13 protein-coding genes are annotated in these 16,823 nt (G+C 71.3%); 2 read left to right on the forward strand and 11 right to left on the reverse strand.

The features are described from left to right. Positions 1 to 59 precede the first annotated feature (59 nt). Both ACWD38_RS16455 and ACWD38_RS16460 read right to left on the reverse strand, forming a co-directional pair. A complete protein-coding gene (locus ACWD38_RS16455; RefSeq protein ID WP_184480631.1) occupies positions 60 to 1,529 on the reverse strand; it encodes a sensor histidine kinase in 1,470 nt (489 codons plus the stop codon). Then, a complete protein-coding gene (locus ACWD38_RS16460) occupies positions 1,522 to 2,208 on the reverse strand; it encodes a response regulator transcription factor (RefSeq protein WP_184485510.1) in 687 nt (228 codons plus the stop codon). Before ACWD38_RS16460 ends, ACWD38_RS16455 begins: the two co-directional genes overlap by 8 nt. 130 nt (positions 2,209 to 2,338) lie before the next feature. On the opposite strand from ACWD38_RS16460, the gene ACWD38_RS16465 reads away from it, so the two are divergent. Continuing rightward, positions 2,339 to 2,857 carry a hypothetical protein gene (locus tag ACWD38_RS16465; protein ID WP_184480629.1) on the forward strand — a complete coding sequence of 173 codons (519 nt, stop codon included), beginning with the start codon at positions 2,339 to 2,341 and terminating at the stop codon, positions 2,855 to 2,857. A gap of 87 nt (positions 2,858 to 2,944) precedes the next feature. Here ACWD38_RS16465 and ACWD38_RS16470 read toward each other — a convergent pair whose 3' ends face one another. The 5 genes from ACWD38_RS16470 to ACWD38_RS16490 form a co-directional block, all read right to left on the reverse strand. Then, complete coding sequence (locus tag ACWD38_RS16470) at positions 2,945 to 3,565, reverse strand: L-threonylcarbamoyladenylate synthase (RefSeq protein WP_184480627.1); 621 nt, start codon at positions 3,563 to 3,565, stop codon at positions 2,945 to 2,947. An 87-nt stretch (positions 3,566 to 3,652) separates the two neighbouring features. Beyond that, entirely contained in the window at positions 3,653 to 4,204 is a 552-nt protein-coding gene (locus ACWD38_RS16475; RefSeq protein ID WP_184480625.1) for a hypothetical protein, read from the reverse strand. A 1-nt stretch (position 4,205) separates the two neighbouring features. Further along, the gene (locus ACWD38_RS16480; protein ID WP_221315876.1) at positions 4,206 to 5,321 is read right to left on the reverse strand and encodes a helix-turn-helix domain-containing protein; all 1,116 of its coding nucleotides are present in this window, start codon (positions 5,319 to 5,321) and stop codon (positions 4,206 to 4,208) included. Between the two features lie 160 nt (positions 5,322 to 5,481). Beyond that, positions 5,482 to 6,159 (reverse strand): MBL fold metallo-hydrolase, encoded by a 678-nt coding sequence (locus ACWD38_RS16485; RefSeq protein WP_184480623.1) that lies wholly within the window; start codon positions 6,157 to 6,159, stop codon positions 5,482 to 5,484. Between the two features lie 33 nt (positions 6,160 to 6,192). Further along, positions 6,193 to 6,963 (reverse strand): maleylpyruvate isomerase family mycothiol-dependent enzyme, encoded by a 771-nt coding sequence (locus ACWD38_RS16490; protein ID WP_184480621.1) that lies wholly within the window; start codon positions 6,961 to 6,963, stop codon positions 6,193 to 6,195. Positions 6,964 to 7,390: 427 nt separating this feature from the next. Between ACWD38_RS16490 and uvrA the strand changes: the two genes are divergently transcribed. Further along, on the forward strand, positions 7,391 to 10,252 hold the full coding sequence (gene uvrA / locus ACWD38_RS16495; protein WP_450124369.1) for an excinuclease ABC subunit UvrA: 2,862 nt from the start codon (positions 7,391 to 7,393) through the stop codon (positions 10,250 to 10,252). A gap of 48 nt (positions 10,253 to 10,300) precedes the next feature. On the opposite strand, the gene ACWD38_RS16500 is transcribed toward uvrA, so the two are convergent. From ACWD38_RS16500 to ACWD38_RS16515, 4 genes are all read right to left on the reverse strand, one after another. After that, a complete protein-coding gene (locus ACWD38_RS16500; RefSeq protein WP_450124370.1) occupies positions 10,301 to 12,919 on the reverse strand; it encodes a hypothetical protein in 2,619 nt (872 codons plus the stop codon). 154 nt (positions 12,920 to 13,073) lie between these two features. Continuing rightward, positions 13,074 to 14,189, reverse strand: coding sequence for a lactonase family protein (locus ACWD38_RS16505; RefSeq protein WP_343071489.1), 1,116 nt, complete (start codon positions 14,187 to 14,189; stop codon positions 13,074 to 13,076). A gap of 130 nt (positions 14,190 to 14,319) precedes the next feature. Further along, positions 14,320 to 15,273, reverse strand: coding sequence for an NADP-dependent oxidoreductase (locus ACWD38_RS16510; RefSeq protein WP_221316596.1), 954 nt, complete (start codon positions 15,271 to 15,273; stop codon positions 14,320 to 14,322). A gap of 156 nt (positions 15,274 to 15,429) precedes the next feature. Beyond that, positions 15,430 to 16,821, reverse strand: a complete 1,392-nt coding sequence (locus tag ACWD38_RS16515) for a GntT/GntP/DsdX family permease (RefSeq protein WP_184480613.1) — start codon at positions 16,819 to 16,821, stop codon at positions 15,430 to 15,432. Positions 16,822 to 16,823: the final 2 nt, after the last annotated feature.

Genomic DNA, 16,823 nt, shown 5'->3' on the forward strand with positions numbered 1-16,823 from the left:
TCGTCCGCTGTGGACCTGGTCCTGAGGTCGCGGGCGGGAACCCGACGGTTTCCGCCCGGTCAGGATCTGGGGGCGTCACCGTCCGGTCGCTGTGCGGAACCGGACGGTGCGCTCAGCGGGAACCGGGCCGTGAAGTGCGCGCCGCGGTCGGAGTCGTTGATGACGACCGAACCGTGGTGCAGGTCCGCGATCTCGCGGACCAGCGCCAGGCCGAGCCCGGAACCGCCCTGCTCGCGGGCGCGGGCGGTGTCCAGGCGGGCGAACCGTTCGAAGACCTGATCGCGGGACTCGACGGGAATGCCGGGTCCGTCGTCGACGACGTCCAGCCGGGCGCACCCGTCCTCGGCGCGCAGCCGCAGCGCGACCCGGTGTTCGGCGTGGGCTTCGGCGTTGTCCAGCAGGTTCGTGATCAGCCGGGCGAGGTGGGTGCGGTGGCCCCGCACGACGATCCCCGGTTCGAGCTCGACGGCGCGTTGCGGTTCGGCCGGAGCCCGCCGGGCGACGGTGTCGGCGGTCAGCGAGCTCAGGTCGAGCTCGTCGCCAGGGGCAGGGGTCGTGCCGTCGATCCTGGCCAGCGCCAACAGGTCCGAGGTGAGCCGCTCCAGCCGGTCCAGGTCGTGCAGGGTGCCTTCGGCGATGCTCGGCCAGTGCGCCCGGTCCGGGTGCGCCTGCGCCACCTCCAGCGGGGTGCGCAGCGCGGCCAGCGGGCTGCGCAGCTCGTGGGAGGCATCGGCGACGAACCGCCGCTGCCGCCGCACCGAATCGTCGAGCCGGTCCAAGGTGTCGTTGAGCGTCAAAGCGAGCCGCGCGATCTCGTCCCCGCTGGCGGGCACCGGCATCCGCCCGCGCAGGTCCTGCGCGGACAGGCGGGTGAACTCGTGCCGGATGGCCTCCACGGGGCGCAGCGCGCGTCCGGTGCTGAACCAGGTGAGCGTGGCGACGACGGCCAGCAGCACCGGCATCCCGAACAGCAACCCGGTGGCTGCGGTCTCCGTCGCGCGCTGCACCGACCGGGTGGAGGCACTCGCGATGAGCGTCTGGTTCCCCGTGGGCGTGACGACGGTCGCGGTGGCGGTGCGCAGCGGAGCCATGCTTTCCGCACCGGCCGGGATCGGTCGCGGGCCCAGCTGTTCGGCCGGGTCGACCGGTTCGGCCGGGGCCACCGGTTCGGGCAGGTCCGCCGGGGCAGGCGGTTCGAGCGTGTCCGCAAGCTCGCCCGTCATCGGCGCCGACCCCGGTTCGAGGTCCGGTCGGGCGGGCACGCTGCCGGCCGGGTCATCGGCGGGGACGGCGCGGACCCGCACGGTGCCCGACGGTTCCTCCGGGATGCCGCTGCCCGCCACGACGGAGGCGCTCGCCGCGCTGAGCTGCTCCTGCAGCGCCGCGTCGAGCTCTTCGTTGAGCCTGCCGTTGAGGTGCCCGACCAGCACCGCGCCGATGGCGACGACGGCGAGCGCGACGATGGTGGTGGCGGTGATCGTGGTGCGGGCCCGGATCGACAGCCGCCGCAGCAGCAGGCGGTCACGCATCGGAGGCCCCCTCCGCGTCGAGGCGGTAGCCGTGGCCGCGGACGGTGCGGATGCTGCGCACGCCGAACGGGCTGTCGATCTTGCGCCGCAGTGCGCTGATGTGCACTTCGACGAGGTTCACGTCGGGCTCGTCGGCGAAGTCCCAGCCGTCCTCCAGCAACCGGCGCTTGGACACCACGCGGCCGCGGCTGCGGGCGAGGACTTCGAGCAGCGCGAACTCCTTGCCGGTCAACGAGATGTCCTGGCCCGCGCGGGCGCAGCTGCGCCGGGCCGGGTCGAGCACCAGGTCGCCGACGCGCAGCACCGCCGGGCGCTCCGCGGGCCTGCGGCGGATCGCGTTGCGCAACCGGGCCAGCAGCACCACGTAGGAGAACGGTTTCGTCACGTAGTCGTCGGCGCCCGCGTCGAGCGCCTCCGCCTCGTCGTACTCGCCGTCCTTCGCGGTGAGCATGATGATCGGCGTCCAGTTCTCCGCCGCCCGCAGCCGCGCGCACACCCGGTAGCCGTTGAGGCCGGGCAGCATGATGTCCAGCAGGATCGCCGCGTACTCGCGCTCCTCGGTGAGCCGCAGCGCGTCGAGGCCGTCGCCGGTGACGTCCACCGCCCACCCCTCGGCTCCCAGCCCGGTGCGCAGCGCTTCCGCGACGCGACGTTCATCCTCGACGACGAGCACCCGCATGCGGATCAGCATGCCAGCCCTGCCTGAAGCGATCTTCAGGAAGCTTCAGCTCCGCTCCAGCGAAGATCGGCATCGTCGTCCTCGTCGCGGTGCACACCGCGGTCCACCAGACGCAGAGGAGTTCACAACGATGCGGAACAAGCTCGTTTCCCGCGCCGCCATCATCGTGGCCGGAGCCGCCGTGCTCGGCCTCGGTGGCGCCGGTTCGGCTCTCGCGGAGGCCGCTCCGGCTCCGGCGGAGGCCGCGCCGGTCCAGGGCGCGCCGCTCGCACCGGGCGTCCCGGCGGAGGCGGCTCCGGCGGTGCCGCTGCCGCCGTGCGGCATCCCGTCCGACGACCCGGAGGGTTCGGTGCCGCCCGGAATTCCGTCGGGCGACCCGGAAGGGTCCGTTCCGCCGCTGCCGGGTGTGCCTTCGGACGACCCGGAGGGTTCGGTTCCGCCGCTGCCGGGCGTCCCGTCCGAGGACCCCGAAGGACCGGTCCCGCCGCTGCCCGAAGCCCCCGAGGCGGGCGAGACCATCCCGGCGCTGCCGACCGTTCCCTGCTGGGGACCCGCGCCCGGCCACGGCGTGCCGGTGCCCGCCCCGGCGCCGGGCGTGCCCGCTCCCGGCATCCCCGCTCCCGCGCCGGGCGTGCCCGCGAACGGCTGACGAGAATCCGGGGAGCCAGGTGACGCTCCCCGGTGACGCGGTGCCGGGAAGGACGTGGGGGTCCTTCCCGGCACGCGCGCGCCGAGATCACTCGAAGCGGCTGGTGTCCCCCGCGCCGCGGCGCACGATTTCGGCCTCACCGCTGGAGAAGTCGATGACCGTGGTCGGCTCGGTCCCGCAGTCGCCCGAATCCAGCACCGCGTCCACCACGTGATCGAGCCGTTCCTTGATGTCCCAGCCCTGCGTCAGCGGCTCCTCCTCGTCGGGGAGCAGCAGCGTGCTCGACAGCAGCGGCTCGCCCAGCTCCGCCAGCAGCGCCTGCGCGGTGACGTGCTCGGGGATGCGGATGCCCACGGTCTTCTTCTTCGGGTGCATCAACCGGCGCGGCACTTCCTTGGTCGCCGGCAGGATGAACGTGTAGCTGCCCGGCGTGCTCGCCTTGATCGCGCGGAACACCGAGTTGTCGATGTGCACGAACTGGCCCAGCTGCGCGAAGTTCTCGCACACCAGGGTGAAGTGGTGCCGGTCGTCGAGCTTGCGGATGGTCTTGATCCGCTCCACACCGTTCTTGTTGTCCAGCCCGGTGCCCAGGGCGAAGCAGGAGTCCGTCGGATACACGATCACCCCGTCGGACCGGATGATGTCGACCGCCTGCCCGAGCGTGCGGCGCTGCGGATTGTCCGGGTGCACGTCGTAGTACCTGGCCATCCACCGAGCCTAGGATCACCCACCCCGTTCCGACAGCCCGCCCCCTCGGACAGCGCAGCGACGAACGATCAACGAGCACCCGCGTCGTCACTGGAAGGGCGGGATCAGACCTTGCTCGTGCGCCCAGCGCCGGAATCCACCGGTGCTGAAGGGCAGCCGGTATTCGCTCTCCAGCAGGTGATCGGCCACCGCGGAGATGAGATCGATCGACAGCAGGCCGTCGTGCAGCGCTTCGCAGAGGAACCCGAGCGTTCCCTTGCACGCCACTTGGTGCGCACGTGCGAGCTTGCGCGGAGGGCCGTCGTCGATGACCGCCGTCGCCCCGTTCGCCTTCGCGTAGGCGAGCACGCCGCATTCGCCGAGGTTTCGCCCTTTCGCCGCAAGCATCTCAGCGAAACGCGCGAACTCGGACAGCTCGTCCGGGCCGGTGAGCGCTCGGTGTTCGAGCCACACCGCATCGAGCACGAGCTTCAGGTGCACTCGCTGCTCGGCGCCCGCCCGAAGCTCGTCGACGACGGTGTCGGGGATGACCGCGGTCCGATCGCCGACGACCACGCGCAGGATTCCGAGCCAGCCTTGCTGGGCGAAGTGGCTGAGCGGTCCGGTGTCGAACACCAGCACGCCGGGGGTTGCGCCCATCTCAGATGTACTGCCAGATCTGGTCCTCGCCGCGTTGCGGCAACGTGGGCAGCATGTCCTCGGTCCACGTGTCGAGGAGCAGGTCCATCGCTCTGGCGGCCGTGATCGACTCGCTCCGGAACAGCCGGAGGACCGCGCGCTCGTACTCGCGCGGCAGCGCTGGCGGGGCGAGTTCGTCGCCGACGACGAGGTCCAGTTCGACGATGTCGGCCCTGTTCGTCCGGGTGGCCCTGATCCGATCGGCGTCCGGTCGCGCTGCGAGGCCGAGCTCGATGAGCCTTCTGGCGAGGGTCGCCATGTCGACGCGGTACGAGCTCGCGATGCGCACCGCCGCGGTGCGGGTGTCCCCGTCGGCGGACGTGTGCTGCTCCCACACCGCGCGGAGGCTCTGGGCCGGCAGCAGGAGAGCCCGGGCGAACCGGTCGAACAGCGCTTCGCGGTGCTCCGCCCCGAGCGTCTCGGCGATCCGCCAGTCCACCGCGTAGTCGTCGGCGACGAGGAAGTGCCCGAGCTCGTGGGCCAGGGCGAGACGTCGCCTGCCGACGCGGAGTCCACCGTTGACGATCGCGACCCCGCCGGTGTCGAGCAGCACGGTCGCCGCATCGGCGGATTCCGCTCCCAGGTCGAGGGAGAACGGGAACAGGCCGACCGCGGCAACCTTCTCGGCGAGTCCGGTGCACGGTCCGTCGAGCGGCACGCGGAGCAGATTTCGCGCTGTGGCGGCGAGTTCTTCCGCTCCGGCCGCGGTTTCCGGCATCGTCCGCGCCTGCACCGCGGCGGGGGTGATGCGGTCGTCGTGGCGCAGGACGAATTCGACTTCGCGGGTGATGCGTTCGGCCATCGCGTCGATGCGAGGACTCGGAGAGCCGGGATCCTGAGCGTTGCGGCGCGAGACGAGCGCATGTGGAGCGTCGTCGAGGAACCATTCGATCCGCATCTGCAGCGCGGCCGCGGTCCGGCCCAGTTCCACGGCGGACACGCGGCGTTGACCGGACTCGATCTTCGCGATGGCCGAGCGGTCGATCCCGACCTCTGTCGCCAGTTCTGCCTGCGTCACTCCGGCCCGGCCGCGCGCTTCGCCGATCCTGCGGCCCAACGCCTCGGCATCCATCCCCATTGTGCGATTCTAGAACATCGCTGGCTCTGCCTGCGGGAACGCGGGCGTGCTCATTCGAGTGGACGTGCGCGCGCCGGTATCGCCGCGCAGCGCATTGGTATCCCCGCACGTGAAAGCGGGCCGCCCGATCGTTCGGGCGGCCCGCTTCGGCGTGCTTCGGTCACCAGCCTCGTTCGCGCCATTCCGCGAGGTGGGGGCGCTGCTCGCCGAGGGTCGAGTCGTCGCCGTGGCCCGGGTAGAACCAGGTGTCGTCGGGGAGCTCGGCGAAGATCCGGTTCTCCACGTCGTCGACCAGCGAGGCGAAGTCCTCCGGCGAGTTCGTCTTGCCGACCCCGCCGGGGAACAGCGAGTCGCCGGTGAACAGGTGCGGGTGGCCCGCCGGGTCGCGGTAGACGAGCGCGATGGACCCGGGGGTGTGGCCGCGCAGGTGGATCACCTGCAGCTCGGCGTCGCCGACGGAGACGGTGTCGCCGTGGTCGACGAGGCGGTCCGGCGGCACCGGCAGCGCCTGCGCGTCCGCCGGGTGCGCCAGCGTGTAGCAGCCGGTCTGGCCCGCGACCGCGCCCAGCGCCTGCCAGTGGTCACCGTGCTGGTGCGTGGTGACGATGCTGCGCAGCCGGGGCCGGTCGTCGTCGTGGCCCAGCAGGTCGGCGAGCCGTTCCGAATCGTTGGCCGCGTCGATCAGCAGCGCGTCGCCGGTGCCGCGGCAGGTCAGCAGGTACGCGTTGTTGTCCATCGGGCCGACCGACACCTTCGTGATGGTCAGCGCGTCCAGCACCCGCTTGGCGGGGGCGCCGCCGGGTTCGACATGGCCGGTGTACTGCTCGTATGCCTCCACGCGGGGAACCCTATCGCTTCGGCGAGGCCTGCCTCACAGCCACACCGGCAGCTCCGGCGCCTCGCCTTCCAGCGCTTCGTTCCCGGTCCGCCCGAGAAGCCAGCCGAGCATCGCGCCCGGAGTCCCGCGCACCTGGGCGGGCGGGGAGGTGGTCCCGCGCAGCTCCCACGTGCGCAGGTGCCCGTCGGCGAAGTCCACGACGACCGTCACGGCGGGCACGTCGGGCCTGCCGCCGAACGTCTGGACGGTGTCCTCCAGCAGCTGCTCGACGTCCGGTTCGGGGATGTCGGCGAAGCCGAAGCCGTGGTCGAGGTCCGCGAGGTGCACCCAGACCTCCAGCAGCCGCTTGCGCAGCACGTCGCGCGCGGGCATCGGCTGGCGGCCGACGACCTCGGCGTCCCACGCCGACTCCGGCAGCGTGCGCACGGCGTGCGCGAAGCGGCCGTGCGAGGCGACCACGTCCTCCAGCAGCAGCCGGTGACCGCGCACCGCGCCCTCCTGGATGTCGGCGTCCCGGTCGGCGGGGCTGGCGTACATCGGGTGCTCGGCGCCGGTCCGCGCCCAGATCAGCAGGTTCAGCAGCCCATCGGCGTTGCGCGCCAGGTGGGTGAGCACGTGCGCCCGCGACCATTCCGGCAGCAGGCTGGGCCGTCGCACGCTCGCGTCGTCGAGCGCCTTGCCGACCTCGAGCAGCCGGTGCGTGCCCGCTTCGATCGCGGACAGGGCGGCGGTGACCTGTTCGGTGGACTGCTGGGCTCCGGTGGGCACGTGGGTGCCGCCGGCGCCGAGGACGGTGTCAGCCATCGGATTCCTTGAAGTGTGCAGGAAAGTGCTCCGGACGTGGCAGGGGAGTACCCGAGAGTAGGGGCACAGGTGTGTCCCCCGACAGTGCCCAATCCGGGGAAATTTGCGTATGGTCGCGCAAGGGCGTGCTAATGGCTGCGGAATAACGCACCGCTGTGCGCGTTGCATCCTGATACGGCCTGTGACGAGGGACGACGCGGCACTGTCGGGGGTCCGGCATAGCATGGCCGCGCGACGTCCGAACACCGCCGAGCGCGGCAACGCCGACCTGCTCGGCTCCGCGCCAGGTCGACCGACCAGGGGCTCGTGCCCCGCCAGGGCCGCCGTCACGGGGAGCCCGGCCGGGTCGTCCGAGGGTGGGCGATGCCGCGGCCCGGTGCCGGCGGGCGCGTCCAGCGAACCGGCGAGAACTTCCGAAAGGATCACAGTGGCCGACCGCCTCGTCGTCCGCGGCGCCCGCGAGCACAACCTGCGCGGGATCGACATCGACCTGCCGCGCGACAGCCTGATCGTGTTCACCGGACTGTCCGGCTCCGGCAAGTCCAGCTTGGCCTTCGACACCATCTTCGCGGAGGGACAGCGGCGCTACGTGGAGTCGCTGTCGGCTTACGCGCGGCAGTTCCTCGGCCAGATGGACAAGCCCGACGTGGACTTCATCGAGGGCCTGTCGCCCGCGGTGTCCATCGATCAGAAGTCGACCAGCCGCAACCCGCGCTCCACGGTGGGCACCATCACCGAGGTCTACGACTACCTGCGGCTGCTCTACGCCCGCGCCGGCAAGCCGCACTGCCCGACCTGCGGTGAGGCGATCAGCAAGCAGACGCCGCAGCAGATCGTCGACCAGGTGCTGGCGATGCCGGAGCGCACCAAGTTCCAGGTGCTGGCGCCGGTGATCCGCGGCCGCAAGGGCGAGTACGTCGACCTGTTCGAGCAGCTGCAGTCGCAGGGCTACGCGCGCGCCCGGGTGGACGGCGTGGTGCACCAGCTGGAGTCGCCGCCGACGCTGAAGAAGCAGGAGAAGCACGACATCGCCGTGGTCGTGGACCGGCTCACGGTGAAGGCGAACGCGAAGCAGCGGCTCACCGACTCGGTGGAGACGGCGCTGCGGCTCGCCGACGGGCTGGTGCTGCTGGAGTTCGTCGACGTCGACGAGGGCTCCCCGGAACGCGAGCGGAAGTTCTCCGAGCACCTGGCCTGCCCGAACGGGCACCCGCTGGGCGTGGACGAGCTGGAGCCGCGCTCCTTCTCGTTCAACTCGCCCTACGGCGCCTGCCCGGACTGCGCGGGCCTGGGCATCCGCAAGGAGGTCGACCCGGAACTCGTCGTGCCCGACGAGGAGCTCTCGCTGGGCGAGGGCGCCATCGCGCCGTGGGCGGGCGGGCACACCGCCGAGTACTTCACCCGGCTGCTGACCTCGTTGTCGGAGTCGGTCGGGTTCCGGATGGACACCCCGTGGGACAAGCTGCCGACGAAGGTGAAGAAGGCGGTGCTGCACGGCACCAACGACCAGGTGCACGTGCGCTACAAGAACCGCTACGGGCGCCAGCGCTCCTACTACGCCTCCTACGAGGGCGTCATCCCGTTCCTGGAACGGCGCCTCGACCAGACCGAATCGGACTACGCCCGCGAGAAGTACGAGGGCTACATGCGCGACGTGCCGTGCCCGTCGTGCGACGGGACGCGGCTCAAGCCGGAGATCCTCGCGGTCACGATGGAGAACGCCGAGCACGGCGAGCTGTCCATCGCCGAGGTCAGCTCGCTGAGCGTGCGCGAGTGCGCGGCGTTCCTCAACGCCCTGGTGCTGGGGCACCGCGAGGAGATGATCGCGGGCCGGGTGCTCAAGGAAGTGCAGGCGCGGCTGGGATTCCTGCTCGACGTGGGCCTGGACTACCTGTCGCTGGACCGCGCGGCGGGCACCCTCTCCGGCGGTGAGGCGCAGCGCATCCGGCTGGCCACGCAGATCGGCTCGGGCCTGGTCGGCGTGCTGTACGTGCTGGACGAGCCGTCGATCGGCCTGCACCAGCGGGACAACCACCGGCTGCTGGAGACGCTGAGCAGGCTGCGGGACCTGGGCAACACGCTCATCGTCGTCGAGCACGACGAGGACACGGTGCGCAGCGCCGACTGGGTCGTCGACATCGGTCCGGGCGCGGGCGAGCACGGCGGCAAGGTCGTGCACAGCGGCCCGTACAAGGAGCTGCTGGACAACGAGGATTCGCTGACCGGTGATTACCTGGCCCGGCGCAAGCGGATCCCGATCCCGCAGACCCGCCGCAAGCGGGACCCGAAGCGGCAGCTGACCGTGGTGGGCGCCAAGGAGCACAACCTCGGCAAGATCGACGTGTCGTTCCCGCTGGGCTGCATGGTCTCGGTCACCGGCGTCTCCGGTTCCGGGAAGTCGACGCTGGTCAACGACATCTTGGCGTCGGTGCTGGCGAACAAGCTCAACGGCGCGCGCCAGGTCCCCGGCAGGCACACCCGGATCAAGGGCGTGGACCAGGTCGACAAGCTGGTCCAGGTGGACCAGTCGCCCATCGGCCGCACCCCGCGTTCGAACCCTGCGACCTACACCGGGGTGTTCGACCGCATCCGCAAGCTGTTCGCGGAGACGACGGAGGCGAAGGTCCGCGGCTACCTGCCGGGCCGGTTCTCCTTCAACGTCAAGGGCGGCCGGTGCGAGGCGTGCGCGGGCGACGGCACGTTGAAGATCGAGATGAACTTCCTGCCGGACGTGTACGTGCCGTGCGAGGTGTGCAAGGGCGCTCGCTACAACCGCGAAACGCTCGAAGTGCATTACAAGGGCAAGACGATCGCCGAGGTGCTGGACCTGCCCATCGAGGAGGCCGCGGAGTTCTTCGAGCCGATCAAGGCGATCCACCGCTACCTGAGCACCTTGGTGGACGTCGGCCTCGGCTACGTGCGGCTCGGCCAGCCCGCGCCGACGCTGTCCGGCGGTGAGGCGCAGCGGGTGAAGCTGGCCAGCGAGCTGCAGAAGCGCTCCACCGGTCAGACCGTCTACATCCTCGACGAGCCGACGACGGGCCTGCACTTCGAGGACATCCGCAAGCTGCTCGGCGTGGTCAACGGCCTCGTCGACAAGGGCAACACGGTGATCGTGATCGAGCACAACCTGGACGTCATCAAGACCTCCGACTGGCTGCTCGACCTCGGTCCCGAAGGCGGGTCCGGCGGCGGCGAGCTCGTCGCCCAGGGCACGCCGGAGCAGGTCGCCGAGGTCGAGGAGAGCTACACGGGCCGCTACCTGGCCCCGATCCTCGCGGAGGACTGAGCAGCCCCGTGCCACCCGGCGTCGATCCGGGTGGCACGGGTCCGGACCTCAGTCGCCGAGCCAGGTGCAGCCCTCGGGCCTGGCCGCGGTGTTGGCCTGGTGATCGCCGCACACCAACAACGTGCGGCTTTCCTGCGCACCGCCTTCGATGCGTTCGATGGTGATCGCCTTGTGCACCGGGACCTGATCGTTCATCGGGTCCTGGTCGCTGCGGTCGTAGACGATCGCGCCGGTGCTGCCGGTCAGCATGCTCTTGGTGTGCGACAGCTCGTTCCACACGGTGAGCCCGTTCAGCGGCAACCCGTTGTACTTGAACTGGTCCACGGCCTGGCCGAGCAGTTTCATCGCGTCGCGGGCCAGCGCGGACCGTCCTTGGCTGGTGCTGCCGGAGTGCTGCAGCTTGTTGAACGACACGTAGTCCAGCCGGAGATCGGTGTGGTCCGGCATCTGGTCGTCGAGCACGAACTTCGTGATGTCGTCACCTGCGATCAGCTGCGGTCGTTCGTCGGGGTCGCAGGTCTGGTTGCTCAGGAATTCGTTGAGCCGTTCGGAACGCCCCGCGAAGAACAGCACCGTGTCCCGGCCGCACGACCGCGCGACGGTCGCGTTGTCGTCGGTCACGCTGACCTCGGCGATGCCGCGCCCGATGAGCTCGCGGCGCACGTCGGCGGCGAGGTTCTCGCTGTAGGCGTCGCCGCTCTCCTGGTAGATGGTCGCTCTCCGCACGGGGACGTCGAGGTGGTCCTGGATGTACCGGCCGACCACTGCCGCCTGGTCCTTGTTCGGCGGTGCCACTTGGAAGTACAGCTTGCTGGACTTCCACATCGAATCCGCCGAGGTGGTGATCCCGATGGTGGGCAGCCCGCCGTCGCCCAGGTCGGCGATGGCCTCCTTCGTGATCTCCCTGCTGCCGCCCATGCCCACCACGCCGACCACCGGTGACGTCGCTTCGCGCGGTGCGCCAGGCCGCCGGGCGTCCCCGCGTGCGGTGGCGTTCGTGCTCTCGGCTTCCCGCGCGATCGCGTTGATCCGTTCGGCGACGTCGGGGGCGTGCCGCATGCCTTCGCCGCCGTTGGCGATGAGCACCCGCAGCGGCAGCCGGGCCATGCGCGACTCCTCCTGCGCGTCGGCGACGCCGTGCAGCTCCTCCAGGGCCGCGGTGAGCGCGGTCGAATCGGAGTTGGTGGTCGTCAGGACGCTGAAGTAGACGATCGTGACGTACGGCAGGTCCGTCTGATTCCGGTGCAGTTCGTCGGCTTGCTCGTTGAGGTCGTGGATCCGGATCTGCGCCCGCTCGAGGGCTTCGCGCGTCACGTCTCCCTCTCCGTCCGGCTGCGAGAACACGTATCCGTCCGACACGCCGACGCATTCACCGTTGTTGTCCCCGAATCCGTCCGGGTCCGCCCAGATCAGGTCGCCGCCGGCCCACGGCCGCAGTTGTCCGCAGTGCTGCGCCCATTCCTTCACGTACCAGCCGCCCGCCCCGGCCACGACGATCACCGCCAGCAGCGCGGGCACGACCCGCAGGGCGCGCGCTCGCTTGGTGCGGATCGGTGCCTGCCCGCGGGGGAAGGCGGGGAGCGGTTCCACATCGGTCGGCGGGTTCTCCACTCGCAGCGGCAGGTACCAGGCCGTGGGCGAGCGCTTCCGCCTGGCCTCCAGCAGCTGCTTCTGCCAGCCCTGCACCGTCATCGGCTCGGCGGGTGCGGTGCCGTGCGGCAGTTCTTCCGGGCCGCTGGCCACGACCAGCAGGGGGTCCCGCGCGCCGGTCTCGTTGCGCACGTCGTTGATCAGCCGGATCAGCAGCTCGCCGGTGGTGCCGGGGGTGACGCCCTGCAGGAGCAGCACCGGGTAGTTGTCGCGCCGCATCCAGCGCCACCGCCACACCCGGCGCGCGTAGGCGTCGGCGAGGTCTTCCAGCAGGGCGTGCACGAGGAACTTGCGCACCTGGTTGGCGTTCTCGTGCACCGACGGCGTGCTCAGCAGCCGCTGCGCGAAGCTCGCGAAGTCCGCGGATTCGCGCGGCGACAGGTAGTGCTGGCGCAGGGACCAGCGCGCGGGCCTGCGCAGCACCACGCCGCGCTGGATCGCGGGCGGCAGGGCCCAGGACAGCAGCATCGCGGGCAGCAGCAGGTACCAGGGCAGCCCGAGCGGTTCGACCCGGTGCACGGTCGCGTCGACGCGCGCGCCCGCCCCGGCTCCTTCGGCTTCGGCTTGGCGGTTCTTGAGCCCGAACAGCCGCCCGCGCACGTAGTTCCCGAGCAGTTCGCGGGCCTGCCGGTTCGGCACCTCGTCGGGTTCGGGCGGTTCCTCGTTGTGCTGCAGCAGGTAGCTGGCCAAGGCGTAGCGGCGGAAGCGGATCCGCCCTTGCCAGCGCCGTGAATCGTGCCGCCCCAGGCCGAGCGCGACCTTGTCCAGCAGCTGTTCCCGCATCAGCACCGAGGTGCTGAGCTCGTCGTCCGGCAAGGGCTGGCCGGCGTTGAGCAGCACGTGCGGCACCCCGCCGCCGAGGTGCCCGCCGAGCTGGGCGGTCAGCTCGTCCGGGCGGTCCTCCCGGACCAGGTGGAAGATCGGCTGCTCACCGACCGCCGAGAACAGGCCGGTGCGCCGCCAGCGGGACCCGATCACCGCGCGCAGCCCCTTGACCGGGATGGTGTTGTCCGGCATCCGGAACCCCCTCGATCCCCCCCCCGAAACGAACCGCTCAGAGTAGCGATTTCACCTGTCCGGGGGAGGGAGTCGCCGCGTCGGTGCGGGTTCTTCCCGTTGTCCTCGCGGGAATTCGCCCTTTCAGCCGAGCAGCTGACCCGATCCGGGCGCCTCAGCCACCGAACGCGAGCACCACGGCTCCGGCGAACGCGCCGGACTCCTCGGCGGGCGCGAGCAGTCCGGTGCCCGCGTCGCGGGCCAGCCGGGTGATCGTGCCGGAGCGCTGGTTCACCACGTGCAGCGCCGATTCGCCCGGCTCGAACGCGAAGTGCCGCGGCCACTGCCCGCCGGTCGGGGTGCTGCCGAGCCGTTCCAGGCCGTCGTCGCGCACGGCGAACACGGCGATCGTGTCGTCGCCCCGGTTCGAGGCGTACACGTGCGCGCCGTCGCCGGAGACCGCGATCTCGGCGGGGAAGTTCTCGCCGGTGGCGCCTTCGTCGCGGGTGTCGAGGACCTGCCCGGCGGTGAAGGCCGCGCCGTCCCAGTCCAGCACGGTGATCGTCGAGGCGTACTCGGCGAGCAGGTAGGCGCGCCCGCCGTCCGGGTGCCACGCGAGGTGGCGCGGCCCGGTCCCGGTCGGGACGGTGAGCTTCTGGCGCTGCACGAGCTTGCCGACCTCCAGCGCGTACACGAACACCGCGTCCGCGCCGAGGTCCACGGCCACCGCCAGATCACCGGCGGGAGCGATGAGCACCTGGTGGGCGTGCGGTTCGGCGGCGTCGTGGCGCACCAGGTCGGTCGCCTCGCCGACGCCGCCGTCGGGCTCGATGGGGTGCGCGGAGACGGTGCCGTCGGTGTAGTTCGCCGTCAGCAGGTACCCGTCGGGGTGCACGGTGAGGTGCGTCGTGCCGGATCCGCCGGTCTTCGCGCTGCCGAGCACCGCGGGCGCGGCGGGGTCGGCGAGGCTCAGCGCGGTGACTCCGCCCTGCTCCTGCTCGTTGGTGGTGTAGAGGACCCGGCCGTCGGGGGAGAAGGCGAAGAACGACGCGTCCGGGACGCCTTCGACGACCGCCGTGGAGGTCAGCTTCCCGGTCGCGGCGTCGAAGCCGGCCACTTCCAGCCCGAGGCCGACGGGTTCCGCGGAGGTCAGGCTGCCCACGTACGCCGTCGTCGTCGCGCGCGGCCCGGCCGCCGCGGTCAGCGGGGACAGCAGCGGCAGCGCGCTCGCTCCGGCGAGGACGCCGAGGAAGTTTCGGCGGCGCATCGGGTTCTGGGCGGGACCGGGCACGGTGGTTCTCCTTCGTCGGGTGCGTCGGCCGCCAGTCTCGTCGCCGCGCTCGACAATGGACCAGACCAAAATGGCCCAATCTCGTCCGCCCGAGATCGGCCGGGCGGCAAGACCGCCCGGCCGAGTCGGCTCACGGAGCGACGCGCAGCACCTGCTTGCCGCGGACCTCGCCGCTCTGCCCGCGCCGGTGCGCTTCGGCTGCCTGCGCCAGCGGCAACACCTCGTCGATCTCCACGGAGATCGTGCCGTCGTCGATGAGCTCACCGATCCGGCGCAGCGCCGTCCCGTCCGGCTCGACCAGGTATCCGGTGGCGCGCACGCCGCGCCGCAGGGCCCGCTCCAGCAGTTCGGGGGCGACGCCCGAGGGCACCGCGATCAGCAGCCCGTCCGGCTTGAGCACGTCCAGCGAGCGGGTGCTGGTGTCGTCGATGCCGTCCCCGACCAGGTCGAGGACCACGTCGACGTCGCCGGTGACCTCTTCGAAGCGGGTCTCCCGGTAGTCGATCACCTCGTCCGCGCCCAGCTCGCGCACCCAGTCGTGCTTGCTCGCGCGGGCGGTCCCGATCACGTGCGCGCCGAAGTGCTTCGCGATCTGCACCGCGAAGTGCCCCACCCCGCCGGAGGCCGCGTGCACCAGCACGCGCTGCCCGCGGGAGATCCCGGCGAGGTCGACCAGGCTCTGCCACGCGGTCAGCGCCGCCAGCGGCACCCCGGCCGCCTGGTCGTGGTTCAGCGTCGCGGGCTTGCGGGTGAACTGCCGGGCCGGTGCGGTCACGTACTCCGCGTAGGCGCCCGCCTGGCGCGGGAACCACGGCATGCCGTAGACCTCGTCGCCCGCGGTCAGGGTGTGCACGCCGAACCCGGTCTCCTCGACGATGCCGGAGACGTCCCAGCCGAGGACGAACGGCGGTTCGCCGAGCACGCCCGCCATGCCCCCGCCTTCGCGGGTCTTCCAGTCCACCGGGTTGACCCCGGCGGACACGACGCGCACCAGCACCTCGGTGGGCAGCGGGGACGGGCGCGGCACTGTCGTCTCGCGCAGCACCTCCGGTCCGCCGAGTTCGTCCTGGCCGATGGCCCGCATGGTCGTGTTGGTCATGATCCGTTCCCTGTCGTTCGTGCGCCGGAAGCCGAGGGGCGCGCATCCCGTCGGGCACCGCGGTGCGCGGCTGCCCTGCCGGGATACCCGCCCCTGCGGCGATCAACGCGCAGCGCCGGGTCCGGCATTCCGGCTCGGCCGCTACACCAGCAGGCTCAGCAGCGCGGCCATGGCGAAGCCGGTCAGCGACAGGATCGTCTCCAGCACCGTCCAAGTCTTGATCATGTCCTTGACGGAGATCCCGAAGTACCGCGAGATGATCCAGAACCCGCCGTCGTTGACGTGCGAGGCGATGATCGAACCCGCGGCGATGGCCACCGCGATCAGCGCCAGCCGCGGCTGCGAGAAGTCCGCGTCGGCCAGCAGCGGCGCCACGATGCCGCCGGTGGTCACGATCGCCACCGTCGCCGAGCCCTGCGCGATCCGCAGCCCGGAGCTGATCACGTACGCCGACACGATCAGCGGCAGCCCGGAGGCCTGCAGCGACCCGGCGAGCGCGTCGCCGACACCGGTCTCGGAGAGCACCTTGCCGAAGAACCCGCCCGCGCCGACGACCAGCAGGATCATGCCCAGCGGGCGCAGCGCCGCCGCCGTCAGCGTGGCCAGGTCCTGCCCGGTGAGGCCGCGCCGCGTGCCCAGCAGCCAGAACGCCGTCAGCACCGCGATGGTCAGCGCCACCACCGGATTGCCCAGGAACGTCAGCACGTCCAGCGCCGCGCCGGCGGGCAGCGTGATGCTGCCGAAGGTGCCGCCGAGGATCAGCAGCATCGGCAGCCCGATGACGAGCGCGACGACGCCGAGCTTCGGCTCGTCGCCGGACTCGGAGGTCAGTTCGGCGGGCGGTGCGGTGTCGGGGACGTCCACGTGGATGCGCTTGCCGATCCACGCCGGGAACAGCACGCCCGCCACGACGAACGCGGGAATGCCGCAGGCCAGGCCCATCAGGATGATCCAGCCGAGATCGACTCCGAGCAGCCCGGCGGCCACCACCGGCCCGGGGTGCGGGGGCAGGAACGCGTGCGTCATCGACAGGCCCGCGACCAGCGGCAGGCAGTACAGCAGGATCGACCGCCCGCCTTGCCGGGCGGCGGTGTAGACCAGCGGCGCGAGCACGAAGATGCCGATGTCGAAGAACACCGGGATGCCGAACAGCAGCCCGGACAACCCCATCGCCAGCGGCGCCCGGTTCTCCCCGAAGGCGGCGAGCAGCCTGCGGGTCAGCAGTTGCGCGCCGCCGGAGGCCTCCAGGATCGAGCCGAGGATCGCGCCGAGGCCGACGATCGCGGTGATGTGGCCGAGGATGCTGCCGAATCCGCTCTCCAGCAGCGATTCGCTGCTCTTCTGCGCGGAACCGACGAGGTCGGTGACGGGCACTCCGGCGGCGAGCGCCAGCAGCAACCCGGTGATGATCAGTGCGATGAACGGTTCCACCCGGAACCGGATGATCATCAGCAGCAATGCGGCGATGCCTACCGCGCACAACGTGAGCAGACCTGAGGTCTCCTGCTGCAACCAGTGCACTAAACCATCCACAG

Source organism: Saccharopolyspora sp. NPDC002578 (assembly GCF_053592695.1).